This is a genomic window from Zwartia sp. (assembly GCF_049655405.1).
Lineage (GTDB): Bacteria > Pseudomonadota > Gammaproteobacteria > Burkholderiales > Burkholderiaceae_B > Zwartia.
The window spans coordinates 94,947-108,485 of record NZ_JBASJR010000009.1; the positions used below are offsets into that span (position 1 = coordinate 94,947).

Here is a 13,539-nt window from a genome sequence, read left to right on the forward strand (position 1 = left end):
CATGAAAAACACCTTCGGTTTGTTTTTCAAGAAAATCATTTTCTTGTCGGTACTGACATCGAGCTCTGCATGGGCGGCCTTCCCTGACAAGCCCGTCACGCTTGTTGTACCTTTCGCGCCAGGTGGCTCGAACGATATCGTGGCGCGGCAGCTCGCCAAGCAGCTGACTGCGCAATGGGGTCAGCCGGTCATCATTGAAAACAAACCCGGTGCCGGCACGGCGATCGGCGCGGCGTATGTCGCCAAACAACGCAACGATGGTTATACCCTGCTCGTCGCGTCATCGACATTCACCATGGCACCCGCTGTCAATCCGAAACTTCCTTTTGATCCCGTCAAAGACTTCACACCAATCGCCATGATTGGAGAGGTGCCGCTTGCCCTGGCTGCCAAACCTAATGCGCCAGGCAAAGATGCGAAAGAGTATTTTGAATATCTAAAACGCACGCCTAATCTGAATTATGGCGCCACAGGTGTTGGTAGCATCCAGCATTTTGCTGGGGTCATGCTCAGTCAGGCCCTTGGCAATAACATGGCTGCTGTTCAATACAAGGGTGGCGGCCCCGCGATGACAGATACGATGGGTGGGCACATCGAATTTTCGATTGGCAGCATGACACAGGTGCTTCCTCAATTTAGAAATGGAACCCTGAGGGGCATTGCGGTTACGAGCACCGAGCGCTCTGACGCTGCACCCAACTTACCCACCTTCCAAGAAGCCGGAATCAAAGACTACGAGATTCAGCAATGGTGGGGGCTTCTCGGACCAGCCAATGTCGACCCAAAGATACAAGACTTTATCAATGCTTCCGTCAACAAAGCACTTAAGTCTGAGGACTTGATTCAATTTCTCGCCACCGATGGTGGCAAGACCAAGCCAATGAGCGTTGCTGATTTTAAAAATTTAGTGCATGGTGGTTTAAAACGCTGGGCTGCTGTGGCGAAACAAACTGGCATTTCCGCACAATAGGGAGGTCACGATGCACTTAACGATTACGCCCATTCGCCCTGACTTTGGCGCAGAGATTTCGGGTATCAATCTTTCCGCGCCTATCTCTGACGCTGATAAGCATGAACTCAATGACTTGCTTGCGCAGTACGCCGTGCTTGTCTTTCGCGATCAAGCTCTCACGCCCCCAGCGTTTATGGCTGCAGCGGAGATTTTTGGCCCCTTGATGGATCAGCAACTCAAAAAATATGTTTTGCCTGACTACCCAATGGTCGGCTGCAACTCAACCGATGATCTACCCCGCAAGAACGGTAAGCTTCAAGTTCGTGGCGAAAACTATCACACCGATCACTCCAACGAGCGTTGTCCTCCCAAAGCGACAACGCTCCATGCTTTGCAAATCCCCCCAAGCGGTGGAGACACCCAATTTGTGGATGTACGCCAAGCCTACGACGACCTGCCAAACGATTTAAAAACTCGTATCAATGGTTTATTTTCTTTGCATGTTCATCAAAGTAGTCGAAGCCCTCGCGAGCTCACCAAATTGAGTCCCGAGGACCTCGCCAAGATCCCCACCGCACTTCAGCCGCTTGTGATTCGACATCCAAGAAGTGGTCGACCCGCGCTCTATCTCAATACCGGTCGCATGGAAGGGATCGAGGGAATGTCACCAGATGAGGCATATCCTCTGATTGAGGACCTTTATAACCGTGCTACAGAGTCGCGCTATGAATATCGCCATCAGTGGCGCGCAGGCGACATGGTGATCTGGGATAATCAAGCGGTCATGCATCAGGCCAATGCGGATTACGATCCTGAACAGAAACGCTTTTTATATCGCTTAATGATTCAAGGCGTTGCCTTGAGCCCTGCGAATGCTGCTGTTAACTAAGCTGTTAATCACTGAGCACAACAAAATTTATGCTGACTAGAAATACTTGGATTGTTTGTTCGCTCATGAGTGTTGCGATTCAGTTTGACAAAGTCATTCGTGCCCAAACTTTTGATCCCATCTCATTAGGCACTGCTGTGCTGATGGCACTCGTCATGGGTGCGGGCTGGGCCTTTGTAGCCGGCTGGGTCAGAGCCAAACTGATTCCGTCGCTCTCAGAAGACTATGCTCGGAATATTCAGATTGGCTTTGGCTTACTCTCAATCCTGCTGATTGCTGGACTGATTTACAAAGCGTTGTCTGTCTGATCACCACTGTCTGACAAGCGCACCAAATCTTTGTCTTTCAGTCTTGCGACGTTACCGCCGGCTACGAACGCTTTGAAATCTATGTGTTGACCATTTTCTGTCAGCGCCGTTGTGCCCATCACGTTACCGATCACCAACGATGCTGTAGCCCCCAAGTCAAGCTGCATGAGCTCTGCGGTGCCATACAGCTTTTCTGTGACCTGCCCATCATGTGACGTCACCTGTACCCAACACGGCGCAGTAAACTGCAAGCTAAGCTTTTTAGTCGGAGTAACAGTAGTTGGTACTGCCCTAAGCACTTCCTCTTTGTGATCAACGTTCTGGTATGCGTCAGCAGTGAAGTCCGCGCGCTGGACTGACACATTGGACACCTCTGAGTCAGGTGCATCGCTGCTTAAGGAGACTAATACGGCTGACTGTTGCAGCGCGACTTGATGATCGGCTACGCTATTTTCTGTGTGATCCGCGCCCCATATCAAGAGCAGCGTGAACATAAAACCCAATACGATCAGTGCAAAGCTTGCGCCCGTTGAACCCAAACGACCGAATTGTCGACCACTTGTTCGCATGACCACATCATTGGATAAACGTGCGCGCAGCATCTTATCAATGCGCATCGTTTGCGAAGAAACTGCCGTGTGATTGATATCCGCCTCTTCTAGCTGCTCAAGCCAATTCAGTACAGCCGTTGAGTGAGTCGAACGCATCGACTCTGCAAATCGCCGTACGCTTTGAACATAATGAGCAATATGCATAAAGGGGCCTTGACTACCCGCTTCGATCGCCATCACTTGAGCTTGAGACAATGCCAGCAGACGCGCGGCGGTTGGCACATCCATTCCACTCGCCAAGCGCGATGCACTCAGCTGTTCGCCCAGCCAAAATTTGTCTGCGGCATTTAAATAATCGATGGTTGTCATTTATTTGGGCACGTTCGTACTTTTCTTTTTAAGTGCTTTGCGCACTTAACACTCTTTAACAAGCGTGGATATTGCGTGATCTCGCCTCTAATTGCAAGGAATTGTTAGATTTTTCTTACTTTTTATATTTCAAATAGACTATTTTATTGGTACTTATATACTATTTTTATATAAAAAGACAGCGCGAGCGTACTCGAGTCGCACTTGAAATGATGTAGTTTTATGGATATCCGAACAGGCAAGGAAATGCCCGCTCGGTGGAGAGGAGCTCTAGGGAGTGATTCGCGCTAAATAATATGAAATGTCCTGCAGATCTTGATCGGAGACACCATAAACAGATGCCGCCATATTGGAATCACGACCGACCGCTTGATTGTTTTTAAACTGCTGCATGCTGTGCAACAAATAATCTTCTCGCTGACCCGCCAGCCTGGGGATCTGTTCACGGCCTAGATAGGTCGGCAGATGACATATTCCACATCGCATGCCTTCTGCTAACTTGCCACCACGGGCAAAAACTTCAGCGTCTTTGTCAGTTGGCACAGGTGCCAGAGGTTTGTCCGCGTAGTACTTGGCGAGCTCTGTAATTTCTGCATCAGATACACCGTCGAGCGAAGCTTTCATTGCAGGAATATCGCGCACACCCTCTCGAATCAAGACAAGCTGATTTTCAAGAAATAGTTTTGGTTGTGCCGCTAGGGATGGGATTCCTTTGAGTTGAGAATTTCCATCTGCGCCATGACAAGCCGCGCACAGCGCTAGGCGCTGTGCGGAGATCTGTGCATATGCAGCAGGAACCGCCGCAAGGACGGCCCCAAGCAAAACAACAACACGTACAACAGACAACATTTGCATAAAGATTACTTCTTGTAGGTCACGCGGTAGATGACGCCGTTTTGCTCGTCAGAGACCAACAGTGAACCATCTTTCATCTGATGCAAGTAGGCAGGACGACCCCAGAATGACTGATCCGCAGGATTCATAAAGCCAGTCATAAAGGGCTCAACTTTCGCGTTTTTGCCATCAGCATCTGCGCGAACAGTCACCACATCAAAGCCGATCTTTTGTGTACGGTTCCAGGAGCCTTTGCGTGCATTAAACAACACGTTTTTGTACTCAGCTGGGAACATATCGCCTGTGTAGAACTTCACGCCCATTGTCGCAGCGTGAGGTCCCATCAAAGCAACAGGTTGCTCAACACCCGCGCAAGCATTGGCTTTCTTGATGTCTGGATCAGCAATGTTGCCTTGGTGGCATGAAGGAAAACCGTAGTTCGCCTTGAGCTTCAAACGATTCATCGTGTCATTCGGGGTGTCATCACCCATCCAGTCACGACCATGGTTACTAAACCAAAGTTCCTTGGTCACGGGATGCCAGTCAAAACCAACGGTGTTACGCACACCAGTTGCTAAGACTTCCATACCGGAACCGTCTGCGTTGTAACGACGGATCTGAGCGTACTCAGGTGTTGGCAGTTCGCAGATGTTGCAAGGCGCACCAAATGGAACATACATCTTGCCGTCTGGACCGAAAGCAACATACTTCCAGTTATGGTGAGGCATCGGTGGGAAGTTGAACTTGGCGGTCAAGTCGACAGGAGTCGCGTTTGGATTTTTAGCGATGCCATCGAAACGCAAAACTTTATCCACGGCCACAACATAAAGGGAACCGTCTTTGTATGCAGCGGTAGGCTGGTTGAGCTTGTCCACCACGACACGTGAAGTGCGCTCTTTGCCATTGTCAGTCACTTCATAAATGCGACCAAGTGCGCGCGTACCAACGTAGTACTTGCCGTTCTCACCTTCTGTGATGGCACGGCCACCGGGGATACCGTCAGCCCAAACCTCAACTTTAAAACCAGGAGGCAGTTTGATCTTATCAATCGGCACATCGGCAGCTTTAGTCGCGACCAGCTTGCCAGGCAAGGGTGCCAGCGTGGACTTTGCCATCGACTCAGGCATGCCTTGTTTCCATGCCGGTGGAGGTGCAGCTGCAGGAGCCGCAGCGGGTGCTGCAGTCTGCGCTTGAGCAGACATACTGAATGCCAAGGCCAAACCCAGGCCGCTAATTGTGCGCAAGTAATTTTTCACAGTCGTCTCCGTGACGTTTGATGTTTGAACAAGCTCATCTTGTTTTTTAACTACTCGGCAATATTACTAGAATTGAATATTTAGAGAAATTTTTTATCCATAACTTTTTTGGGTGAAATAAAAACGACGCAGCTTGCTAGGGTAAACACTAGCTCCAAGAGGCAAGCGCTTGAAATGTTGCACTCAACATCCCTGGATCGGTGAGATCGTGCCCCCCACCGGCGACACGGACTAGATTTGCATGAGGCACAACACGTTGAATCTCTAGACTATTTTCAAAAGGACAGAGTGCATCCCTCTCTCCATGCACGAGCGTCAGTGGAATCGCTGACAACAGTTGACTGTGCGCGAGGATATTTTGACCTACAAAGCATCGATGCCAGAGATAATGACTTTGCACTTTGTAACGCGCGATGAGCGTGTCATGACCAGTCAAACCCATCGTGGGCGCCTGCGCCGGGTAAACGTTCATCGCCGCCTCATAGGCCATCCATGCTTTTGCAAGCTGCGATTGCTTTTGAACGTCCTGCTCCAGACAAAATACTTGATAGCCAAATTCGAGGATGGTCTGTCCAGAGTCCCTAGGCACTTGAGATTGCAAGCCTAGCCACTGCTCTCGACACCCTTCAGGCGGGTGTTCCATAAAATTTTCAATTTCAGCTTGAGTACATAAAAAAGGACTGCGGCACAACATTCTGTTGATGCGTTCAGAATGCGCCTGGGCATACAGCAAGGCTAACGCCCCTCCCCAAGAGCCCCCCACCACACTCCACTTTGGTATGGACAGATGCTCACGCAGGCACTCAATATCCACGATTAAGTCTGACGTCTCATTGTGGTCAATCTCCCCGGCCGGCAGACTTCGTCCACAACCGCGCTGGTCATATTGAATGATCCAGAAATGGGCAGGATCAAAAAATCGGCGATGCAGAGGGCTGGCAGAGCTTCCCGGACCACCGTGCAACCACACCACAGGCATTCCCTCGGGATTACCACTAGCTTGCCAGTGCAGCTGATGCCCGTTTCCGACCGCTAGCCACCCTTGCGCCACGGGCTGGGTCTCGGCAAATAGCTTATTTTTCATGTGGTTAACAATTCAAAAAGTTGCTCGGGTGATTTGATTTATTCTATATACTTGTACTTGATGCCAAACAATGGCGTTGCGATACCATCCGTTAACCGCACTCTAGGAGACCGCTATGAAATGGGAAACACCATCAGCAATTGATCTGCGTTTTGGTTTTGAAATCACAATGTACATCGCCAATCGCTAATCGTTTTTCAAAAGGCCGAGACTCATGTCCCGGCCTTTCTTCTTTTGAGTTGTGATGCAAATACGCGTGTTAGGCTCCGCTGCAGGCGGAGGATTTCCTCAATGGAACTGTAACTGCCTGAACTGCTCAGGTGTGCGCCAAGGCAGTATCAACGCGCAGATGCGCACTCAATCATCCATCATTATTGGCAACGGATCGCCCGACTGGGCATTGATCAATGCCTCGCCTGATGTGCTGACCCAAATCAAACAAACACCTGTCTTGCAACCGGCCAGACAGATGCGTGATAGCGGGATCGCCGCTGTCGTGTTGATGGATGCACAAGTCGATCACGTAACCGGTCTCATGATGTTGCGCGAAAGAAATTCGCCCTTGCCCATCTATGCCACTCAACAAGTCTTCGATGATTTAACGACTGGCTTGCCGCTCGTCAAGACGCTCTCTCATTACTGCACGGTCGATCAGCGCTTAATTCGTCCGGATCAAGAAAATTTCAGCATCCCCGAGTTAGCAGGCATTGCATTCAAGCCGATCACTCTTTCCAGCAAAGCCCCTCCCTATTCTCCTCATCGTCACGATCCCCATCCAGGTGACAACATCGGACTGCTCGTGACCGACGTGGCGAGCGGGAAAAAAGCGTTTTATGCGCCCGGCCTAGGCATGATAGAGCCACAGGTTGAGCAAGCGATGCGTGAAGCGGATGTGTTGTTGGTCGATGGCACCTTTTGGACTGATGATGAAATGATCAGCATGGGCCTGTCCTCCAAACGCGCAATCGACATGGGCCATCTTGCCCAATCCGGACCTGGTGGAATGATTGAAGCGTTAGCGTCCTATTCGACCAAGCGACGTATTCTGATTCACATCAACAATACCAATCCCATCCTTCGCGAAGACTCTCCGCAAGCGCTGCAACTAAAAGCGCTCGGCATTGAGGTCGCCTACGATGGTATGCATATAGAGATCTGACCATGACCGCATTAAAAACAGCCTGGACACGTGAAGAGTTCGAAGCCCAACTCCGCGCCAAAGGTCAGAGTTACCATATTCACCACCCCTTCAATGTCAAAATGAATGCTGGTGAATGTTCTAAAGAACAAATTCGCGGCTGGGTCCTGAATCGTTTTTATTACCAGTGGATCATTCCCATCAAAGATGCGGCAGTCATGTCCAACTGCCAAGATCGCGAAACGCGGCGCAGATGGATTTCCAGAATTTTGGATCATGACGGCTTTGGTGAATACAAGACCGATACAGAATGCGGAGGTCTCGAAGCTTGGACGCGGCTGGGACTGGCGGTCGGTTTAGATCGCGAGACGCTCTGGTCTCTGAAAGAGGTCGAGCCTGCGGTTAAATTTGCGTGCGATGCCTATGTCAACTTTGCACGCCAGCAGCCGTGGCAAGAAGCGATCTGTTCTTCTTTAACTGAAATGTTCGCGCCCCAAATTCATAAAGATCGTTTGGCGACATGGCCTACACACTATCCTTGGATTGAACCGGCAGGATTGCATTATTTCCGCTCACGCATTCCTTTAGCGCAGCGTGATGTCGATCATGGTCTCGAAGTCACTCTCAACCACTTTACGACACGTGCTCAGCAAGAGCGGGCACTCGATATCCTGCAATTCAAACTTGATATTTTGTGGTCAATGCTTGATGCCATTGAAAGAGCGTATCCCGTATGAGCGATCCCACCGCGGCTCAACTTCCTGAACGCCCTCGTCTCAACAGACTTTTTCGTCTGCAGTGGGAAGAAGCGCAACAAGCTTATGTGTTGCTTTATCCAGAGGGGATGGTCAAACTCAACCTCAGCGCAGCAGAAATCTTGAAACGTTGCGATGGAGAGCACACGATCGCTCAACTCATCGCTGAGCTCCAACAGGCATTCGGTGAAGCGGATTTGCGTGACCCTGTCGAGGGTATGTTGCGCGCCGCCTTTGAAAAAGACTGGATCCAATAGGATCACACTCAGACGATGACTCAGCCTGTTATCAATCCGCCCTTCTGGTTGCTCGCCGAGCTGACGTATCGCTGCCCCTTGCACTGCGTATTTTGCTACAACCCAGTCAACTACGACAGCATCAAAAATGAGCTTGATACAGACGCGTGGATTCGCGTCATGGGTGAAGCGCGCGCGCTGGGCGCCGCGCAATTAGGATTTTCGGGCGGTGAACCACTACTACGTGATGATCTCGACATCCTAGTCGCAGAGGCACGAAAGCTTGGCTTTTATACCAATCTCATTACCTCTGGCGTTGGACTCAACGAAAAAAGAATCGCTTCACTCAAGGAAGCCGGGCTCGACCACATTCAGCTTTCCTTTCAAGACTCCACGCAGGAGATGAACGATTTTCTCAGCAGCACAAAAACATTCGAGCTCAAGAAAAAAGTCGCGGGCTTGATTAAAAAGTACGATTATCCGATGGTGATGAATGTCGTGCTGCATCGACATAACATTCCGCATATCGATAAGATCATCGATATGGCACTTGATTTAGGCGCGGAGTATTTAGAGCTTGCGAACACACAGTATTACGGTTGGGCGATGAAAAATCGTCAGCAACTGATGCCGACTCGCGAACAACTTGTCGCGGCTGAAGCTACAGTAAACGCCTACCGTGAGAAGATCGGCAAACAATGCAAACTCCTCTTTGTCGTGCCTGATTATTTTGAAGAACGTCCGAAGGCCTGCATGAACGGCTGGGGCTCGATCTTTTTAGATATTGCACCGGATGGCGCAGCCTTACCTTGTCACAACGCTAGAGAATTGCCTGGTCTCAATATTCCCAACGTGAAAGACTACTCCATCAAAGAGATTTGGCATGAGAGTCAGGCATTTAATTTCTTCCGCGGCGATAGCTGGATGCAAGAACCGTGTCGCTCCTGTTCAGAGAAAGAAAAAGACTTTGGCGGCTGTCGCTGCCAAGCGTTTCTCTTGACAGGCGATCCTGCCGCGACTGATCCTGTTTGCTCCAAGTCTCCCAATCACCATATTGTGAAACTTGCGATAGGTGAAGCGGCCAAGTTTTCTGATAAAAACCAACCGTCTCCAGTGGAGCACCCTCTTGTGTTTCGCACTGACAAAAACTCTCGCCTACTCGGCGGCGGTACAAGCACAGAGTAGAGCTTCAATACGGACTGTGTTCGTCTGGCTCCGGCTCGGCTTGATTATTTTGTGATCGAGTAGCCGCAACAGCCTGCCAGGCAGCAACGCCCACGCCAATCCACTTGAGCCAACGCCAGCGCTTGCCCATAAATAAAGATGAAACTGTTGCAGTCACATAGGGGTACTGATTAGCAAGAGAAAGCCCTTGTCCAATCAATCCGGCAAACCCTGAACGTTCACCATCCCCGGAAAAACGCCGCGCATGCAACAGCCTCCCCAACCAACGCTTTGGACTCAGCTCACGACCGAGTTGCTCGGTGTGAAAAGATAGTGCCTCTCTTTCATAAGCCGCTCGCGCACGCAGATATTCGATCCGAGCTAAACGTGCCGGTAAGGCAACGCGACGATCACTCATGATGCCCCCGCTTTTTTTGTTCCAACGGAGACTCTGCAGTAGGGTCTGGCTCGCGCACCCCCTCAACAAAAGATTCACGTAATTGACCGAGCACCACCAAATCTCGATGGAGTTCTTCTAACGTCACAGCAAACGGGGCTGACTCAGTTTTAATCCGGTGACATACCACCCAGATCAAGACAATACCCGCGACAGCATAAGCAAGTGAGAGCAGACCAATCGCCCAATAACGATACTCCGTTGGCCAAAAGAAGGCGATCACCAAGAATGATGCCACCACGACTGCAAGCAGCAGGAATAGCCCTGCCGCAAGCAACATGGCGGCCATCGAAAAAAGTCGATGTTTTTGCTCGGCAACTTCTAAGCTAAAGAGTTCGACACGAGTGCGCAGCATCGACACGAGGTCGCTTGCCACCACACTCAGATTTTCACGTACGCTCATTTCAGCTTAGCGTCGGCTGATTAACAAACCAACCACCAAACCGATCACCCCAGCCGCTGTAATCGCCTGCCATGGATTGTCATGCACGTATTCATCGGCCTCGCGTGCGACGCGCTTACCCTCTCTCACGACGGACAGCTTAGTGTCGTGGAGTGCCTCACGTGTTGCGCGCAGAGATTCGACAGCTTTGGCTCTCAACTCTGTTGCCTGCTCTCCGCTCGCAGCTGCCGCATCTCTCAGAAAACCTTCTGCCTCATCCAGCGCGGATTTCATCCCCTCCAGTAACTTTTCTTGAGCGGAAGTCTCTTGCGCAACGGTTTTAGTCTGTTTCATATGGTTCTCCATCAGTGAACTACAAGCTTTCATTAGATACAAGTTCAGCGCTGGTGTCTCTAATCAATTAGTTATAGTGCTGTATGTATCGCGCTCTATAACTAAGGTGCTACGGATAGCCCCCGGACTTGATGTTTCGCGATCAACTCGGCCACAAAACCTGAAGCTTTAGCCTCTTGCACAAAGTCTTGCAGCCAGCGCGCGGCTTCTGTGCGTCCTTTGGGAACACCGACAGATTGCTGCACCGCGGTAAAATTTCCTTCAAGGATACGTGAGCCAGGTAACTTTTCCACGTCATTGAGCAAGCCTGGCTTCAAACTCGCCATGGCTTCGAGTTTTTGATCCATAAATAATTTCAAGGTGGCATCAAAACCCTCTGCATGCATCAACGTGGCATGTTTAATATTTCTGACAAGCCACAAGTCGTAGGCACTGCGAGACGCCACTGCAATGCGATTGCCCGCCTGATCGACCTCAGAAGCATGCCGTAATGTTGACCCGGCAGGCACCAAATACGTTGCCTCGATTTCTACATACGCTGTCGTGAAATCAATTTTCTCTGCACGTGCGGGCTCAGAACCAATCAGGCCGATATCCCACACGCCTTCTGGTGCAGCATCTGCCAACTCCCCTGGTGTCGCAAACGGCACAAGTTCAAGAGGCACACCGAGCTTATGAGCAATCGCGCGCGCCATATCCGGTGCCACCCCCTCGGGCATGCCGTCCGCACTCTTTCCGGTCACAAGCAGAAAATTCAACAAATTGATTCCTGCCCGCAGCGTTCCTGTCGGCGCAATCTGTGAAAGTAAATCTTGACTCATATCATTTATCCAAATAGTGGCCACCGCTCTTACATTGAGCTGATTCGAAAGTGCGGTTGACAAATACGATTGCGCCGCCTAACTTGATGGTAAACCATCCACAAAAGAAAGCTGGCTTCTACGACAAATGACAACCCAAAAACAAACATCCGCAACGGCAACACAACAAACTTTTCTCACACTGCACGAAATCATTCAAAAAGCCCGACAAAAGCTCAATCATGATCATTGGGACTACATCGTAGGCGGCACTGAAACAGAAACGACCTTGCGCCGCAACAGAGCTGCGCTTGATGCGCTGGCGTTCCGCCCCCGGGTTCTCAGGGATGTCAGCCATGTCACTGGTGGCACGACCTTTTTAGGACGTGCGCTACGCCTTCCAGTCATTCTCGCCCCTGTTGGCAGCTTAGAGCTCTTTGCTCCCGAAGCAGGTGCAGCCGCTGCGCGTGCGGCTGGTGAGTTCGGTGTGGCGCACATGCTCAGCTCCGTTTGCGAACCTGGCATTGAGGCCGTACAGCAAGCGGCCCCTGATGCCATGCGCTTGTTTCAACTTTATGTGCATGGCGACGCAGCCTGGGTCGATGATATCGCCGCCCGTGCGCAAGATGCGGGTAATGCTGCGTTTTGCCTGACTGTTGACACCGCTATTTACAGCCGACGTGAGCGCGACCTTGCCAAGCGGAACATTCGACGTAGTGCAGTGCCAGGACGTGAGCACCAACCCAAGCTGACCTGGAAAGATGTAGACCGCTTAAAGTCAAAATTAAAGATTCCCCTGATACTGAAAGGCATCGCAACTGCTGAGGACGCCGCCATGGCCGTTGAGCATGGTGTGGACATGGTCTATGTTTCCAACCACGGCGGACGGCAACTCGATCATGGTCTTGGTTCGATGGCTGTTTTGCCCGAGGTCATTCGAGCCGTCAATCAACGTGCGAAAGTGATCGTAGATGGCGGGATCAATCGCGGCAGCGATATCGTAAAAGCGATTGCTGCAGGTGCTGACATGGTCGGGATCGGTCGAATGCAATGTTTCGGATTGGCGGCGGATGGCACCGCGGGCTTAGTCCGTACACTTGAACTGCTCGAGGCAGAGGTCAATATTTGTCTGGGATTGCTTGGCGTCAATACGATGCAAGAGCTCAACGAAAGCTACCTGAGTGCCGCGACAGCGCTCGAACCGTCGGGCGCCTTGAGTGCATTTCCACTGCTCTCTATTGATGAAAAATCTTTTTATTGAGTACTCTTGAACGTTGAGGGCACCAACCTTGGCGTACGCCAAATGGTACATCCATCAGGCCTTAGACTCGAGAGCAAAAGTATCCAATTATTAAAGTTGCGTGTATTCTGAGCACCTGTCCTTTAGCCGAGAAAATTCGTGCCTCTGCGACCTCATTTTCTTTAAACATACATACACATCATGCTGAAAATCTCACTCAGAAATACCCTCGTCATGCTGGCATTGACGATCACTTCAGTGCTTGGTACGAGCGCACATGCAGAGTCCCGCGCAGCTCTTGAGCGTAGTTCACGTGCGGCCCTCAACACCCTCATTGCTCAAAATGCGACTGCGAGAGAGCTCAGCACAAAAGCAGCAGCAATTTTGGTTTTTCCGAATGTCAAAAAAGCAGGACTGATGATTGGTGGTCAGTATGGTGAAGGCGTGCTCTGGCGTGGCGATAGAGCGACTGCTTTTTACAATACTGGCGGCGCGTCCTTTGGTTTCCAGGCCGGCGCTCAAGAATATGGCTACGCTCTCTTTTTCATGAAAGAAGATGCGGTCAAGGCACTTGATGTCGCTCAAGGCTTTGAAGTCGGCGTCGGCCCAAGTATTGTGGTGATTGACCAAGGCATGGGAAACTCAACCACCACCACGACGATGCAAAAAGATATCTACGCCTTTGTATTTAGCCAAAAAGGCTTGATGGCAGGTGTCGGCATCCAAGGCAACAAGATCACAAAAATCAACAAATAAATTGCAAAAGTCTT

General features: G+C 50.6%; 18 protein-coding genes. 10 read left to right on the forward strand and 8 right to left on the reverse strand.

Translation table 11 applies throughout. The annotated features are described in order from the left end of the window. Position 1 precedes the first annotated feature (1 nt). The 3 genes from WBJ47_RS06255 to WBJ47_RS06265 are packed head-to-tail and all read left to right on the forward strand — an operon-like array spanning position 2 to position 2,149. Positions 2 to 970 (forward strand): Bug family tripartite tricarboxylate transporter substrate binding protein, encoded by a 969-nt coding sequence (locus WBJ47_RS06255; RefSeq protein WP_422246271.1) that lies wholly within the window; start codon positions 2 to 4, stop codon positions 968 to 970. Positions 971 to 980: 10 nt separating this feature from the next. Continuing rightward, entirely contained in the window at positions 981 to 1,841 is an 861-nt protein-coding gene (locus tag WBJ47_RS06260; RefSeq protein ID WP_422246273.1) for a TauD/TfdA dioxygenase family protein, read from the forward strand. Positions 1,842 to 1,870: 29 nt separating this feature from the next. Then, on the forward strand, positions 1,871 to 2,149 hold the full coding sequence (locus tag WBJ47_RS06265; protein ID WP_422246275.1) for a hypothetical protein: 279 nt from the start codon (positions 1,871 to 1,873) through the stop codon (positions 2,147 to 2,149). On the opposite strand, the gene WBJ47_RS06270 is transcribed toward WBJ47_RS06265, so the two are convergent. The 4 genes from WBJ47_RS06270 to WBJ47_RS06285 form a co-directional block, all read right to left on the reverse strand. Continuing rightward, positions 2,128 to 3,069 carry a DUF4115 domain-containing protein gene (locus tag WBJ47_RS06270; protein WP_422246277.1) on the reverse strand — a complete coding sequence of 314 codons (942 nt, stop codon included), beginning with the start codon at positions 3,067 to 3,069 and terminating at the stop codon, positions 2,128 to 2,130. The genes WBJ47_RS06265 and WBJ47_RS06270 overlap by 22 nt on opposite strands. A 270-nt stretch (positions 3,070 to 3,339) precedes the next feature. Further along, the gene (locus WBJ47_RS06275) at positions 3,340 to 3,924 is read right to left on the reverse strand and encodes a c-type cytochrome (protein WP_422246279.1); all 585 of its coding nucleotides are present in this window, start codon (positions 3,922 to 3,924) and stop codon (positions 3,340 to 3,342) included. Positions 3,925 to 3,929: 5 nt separating this feature from the next. Beyond that, the gene (locus WBJ47_RS06280) at positions 3,930 to 5,159 is read right to left on the reverse strand and encodes a PQQ-dependent sugar dehydrogenase (RefSeq protein WP_422246281.1); all 1,230 of its coding nucleotides are present in this window, start codon (positions 5,157 to 5,159) and stop codon (positions 3,930 to 3,932) included. 148 nt (positions 5,160 to 5,307) lie between these two features. Beyond that, positions 5,308 to 6,243 (reverse strand): alpha/beta fold hydrolase, encoded by a 936-nt coding sequence (locus WBJ47_RS06285; RefSeq protein ID WP_422246282.1) that lies wholly within the window; start codon positions 6,241 to 6,243, stop codon positions 5,308 to 5,310. A gap of 115 nt (positions 6,244 to 6,358) precedes the next feature. Here WBJ47_RS06285 and pqqA point away from each other — a divergent pair, with 115 nt between their 5' ends. From pqqA to pqqE, 5 genes are read left to right on the forward strand one after another with little or no spacing between them, the layout of a single operon-like run. Continuing rightward, a complete protein-coding gene (gene pqqA, locus WBJ47_RS06290) occupies positions 6,359 to 6,433 on the forward strand; it encodes a pyrroloquinoline quinone precursor peptide PqqA (protein ID WP_259660981.1) in 75 nt (24 codons plus the stop codon). Positions 6,434 to 6,487: 54 nt separating this feature from the next. Further along, positions 6,488 to 7,402, forward strand: coding sequence for a pyrroloquinoline quinone biosynthesis protein PqqB (gene pqqB, locus WBJ47_RS06295; protein ID WP_422246284.1), 915 nt, complete (start codon positions 6,488 to 6,490; stop codon positions 7,400 to 7,402). 2 nt (positions 7,403 to 7,404) lie between these two features. Beyond that, a complete protein-coding gene (gene pqqC / locus WBJ47_RS06300; RefSeq protein WP_422246286.1) occupies positions 7,405 to 8,118 on the forward strand; it encodes a pyrroloquinoline-quinone synthase PqqC in 714 nt (237 codons plus the stop codon). Further along, positions 8,115 to 8,393, forward strand: coding sequence for a pyrroloquinoline quinone biosynthesis peptide chaperone PqqD (gene pqqD / locus WBJ47_RS06305; protein WP_422246288.1), 279 nt, complete (start codon positions 8,115 to 8,117; stop codon positions 8,391 to 8,393). Before pqqC ends, pqqD begins: the two co-directional genes overlap by 4 nt. Positions 8,394 to 8,408: 15 nt before the next feature. Further along, positions 8,409 to 9,557 carry a pyrroloquinoline quinone biosynthesis protein PqqE gene (gene pqqE, locus WBJ47_RS06310; RefSeq protein ID WP_422246290.1) on the forward strand — a complete coding sequence of 383 codons (1,149 nt, stop codon included), beginning with the start codon at positions 8,409 to 8,411 and terminating at the stop codon, positions 9,555 to 9,557. Positions 9,558 to 9,561: 4 nt separating this feature from the next. Here pqqE and WBJ47_RS06315 read toward each other — a convergent pair whose 3' ends face one another. The 4 genes from WBJ47_RS06315 to WBJ47_RS06330 form a co-directional block, all read right to left on the reverse strand. Beyond that, complete coding sequence (locus tag WBJ47_RS06315) at positions 9,562 to 9,954, reverse strand: hypothetical protein (protein WP_422246292.1); 393 nt, start codon at positions 9,952 to 9,954, stop codon at positions 9,562 to 9,564. Then, the gene (locus WBJ47_RS06320; RefSeq protein WP_422246294.1) at positions 9,947 to 10,396 is read right to left on the reverse strand and encodes a phage holin family protein; all 450 of its coding nucleotides are present in this window, start codon (positions 10,394 to 10,396) and stop codon (positions 9,947 to 9,949) included. Before WBJ47_RS06320 ends, WBJ47_RS06315 begins: the two co-directional genes overlap by 8 nt. A gap of 6 nt (positions 10,397 to 10,402) precedes the next feature. After that, positions 10,403 to 10,729: a DUF883 family protein gene (locus tag WBJ47_RS06325; RefSeq protein ID WP_422246296.1), complete on the reverse strand. Its 327-nt coding sequence runs from the start codon at positions 10,727 to 10,729 to the stop codon at positions 10,403 to 10,405. 101 nt (positions 10,730 to 10,830) lie between these two features. Continuing rightward, the gene (locus tag WBJ47_RS06330; protein ID WP_422246297.1) at positions 10,831 to 11,550 is read right to left on the reverse strand and encodes an ABC transporter substrate-binding protein; all 720 of its coding nucleotides are present in this window, start codon (positions 11,548 to 11,550) and stop codon (positions 10,831 to 10,833) included. Positions 11,551 to 11,677: 127 nt separating this feature from the next. Between WBJ47_RS06330 and WBJ47_RS06335 the strand changes: the two genes are divergently transcribed. Then, positions 11,678 to 12,790, forward strand: a complete 1,113-nt coding sequence (locus WBJ47_RS06335) for an alpha-hydroxy acid oxidase (RefSeq protein WP_422246299.1) — start codon at positions 11,678 to 11,680, stop codon at positions 12,788 to 12,790. A gap of 180 nt (positions 12,791 to 12,970) precedes the next feature. Continuing rightward, entirely contained in the window at positions 12,971 to 13,525 is a 555-nt protein-coding gene (locus WBJ47_RS06340; protein ID WP_422246301.1) for a YSC84-related protein, read from the forward strand. Positions 13,526 to 13,539 lie beyond the last annotated feature (14 nt).

What these genes read in the sequence shown, in the direction of transcription:
- WBJ47_RS06255 (WP_422246271.1), top strand. Translation starts at nt 2, where the DNA reads ATGAAAAACACCTTCGGTTTGTTTTTCAAGAAAATCATTTTCTTGTCG.
- WBJ47_RS06260 (WP_422246273.1), top strand. Translation starts at nt 981, where the DNA reads ATGCACTTAACGATTACGCCCATTCGCCCTGACTTTGGCGCAGAGATT.
- WBJ47_RS06265 (WP_422246275.1), top strand. Translation starts at nt 1,871, where the DNA reads ATGCTGACTAGAAATACTTGGATTGTTTGTTCGCTCATGAGTGTTGCG.
- WBJ47_RS06270 (WP_422246277.1), bottom strand. Translation starts at nt 3,069, where the DNA reads ATGACAACCATCGATTATTTAAATGCCGCAGACAAATTTTGGCTGGGC.
- WBJ47_RS06275 (WP_422246279.1), bottom strand. Translation starts at nt 3,924, where the DNA reads ATGCAAATGTTGTCTGTTGTACGTGTTGTTGTTTTGCTTGGGGCCGTC.
- WBJ47_RS06285 (WP_422246282.1), bottom strand. Translation starts at nt 6,243, where the DNA reads ATGAAAAATAAGCTATTTGCCGAGACCCAGCCCGTGGCGCAAGGGTGG.
- pqqB (WP_422246284.1), top strand. Translation starts at nt 6,488, where the DNA reads ATGCAAATACGCGTGTTAGGCTCCGCTGCAGGCGGAGGATTTCCTCAA.
- pqqC (WP_422246286.1), top strand. Translation starts at nt 7,405, where the DNA reads ATGACCGCATTAAAAACAGCCTGGACACGTGAAGAGTTCGAAGCCCAA.
- pqqD (WP_422246288.1), top strand. Translation starts at nt 8,115, where the DNA reads ATGAGCGATCCCACCGCGGCTCAACTTCCTGAACGCCCTCGTCTCAAC.
- pqqE (WP_422246290.1), top strand. Translation starts at nt 8,409, where the DNA reads ATGACTCAGCCTGTTATCAATCCGCCCTTCTGGTTGCTCGCCGAGCTG.
- WBJ47_RS06315 (WP_422246292.1), bottom strand. Translation starts at nt 9,954, where the DNA reads ATGAGTGATCGTCGCGTTGCCTTACCGGCACGTTTAGCTCGGATCGAA.
- WBJ47_RS06320 (WP_422246294.1), bottom strand. Translation starts at nt 10,396, where the DNA reads ATGAGCGTACGTGAAAATCTGAGTGTGGTGGCAAGCGACCTCGTGTCG.
- WBJ47_RS06325 (WP_422246296.1), bottom strand. Translation starts at nt 10,729, where the DNA reads ATGAAACAGACTAAAACCGTTGCGCAAGAGACTTCCGCTCAAGAAAAG.
- WBJ47_RS06330 (WP_422246297.1), bottom strand. Translation starts at nt 11,550, where the DNA reads ATGAGTCAAGATTTACTTTCACAGATTGCGCCGACAGGAACGCTGCGG.
- WBJ47_RS06335 (WP_422246299.1), top strand. Translation starts at nt 11,678, where the DNA reads ATGACAACCCAAAAACAAACATCCGCAACGGCAACACAACAAACTTTT.
- WBJ47_RS06340 (WP_422246301.1), top strand. Translation starts at nt 12,971, where the DNA reads ATGCTGAAAATCTCACTCAGAAATACCCTCGTCATGCTGGCATTGACG.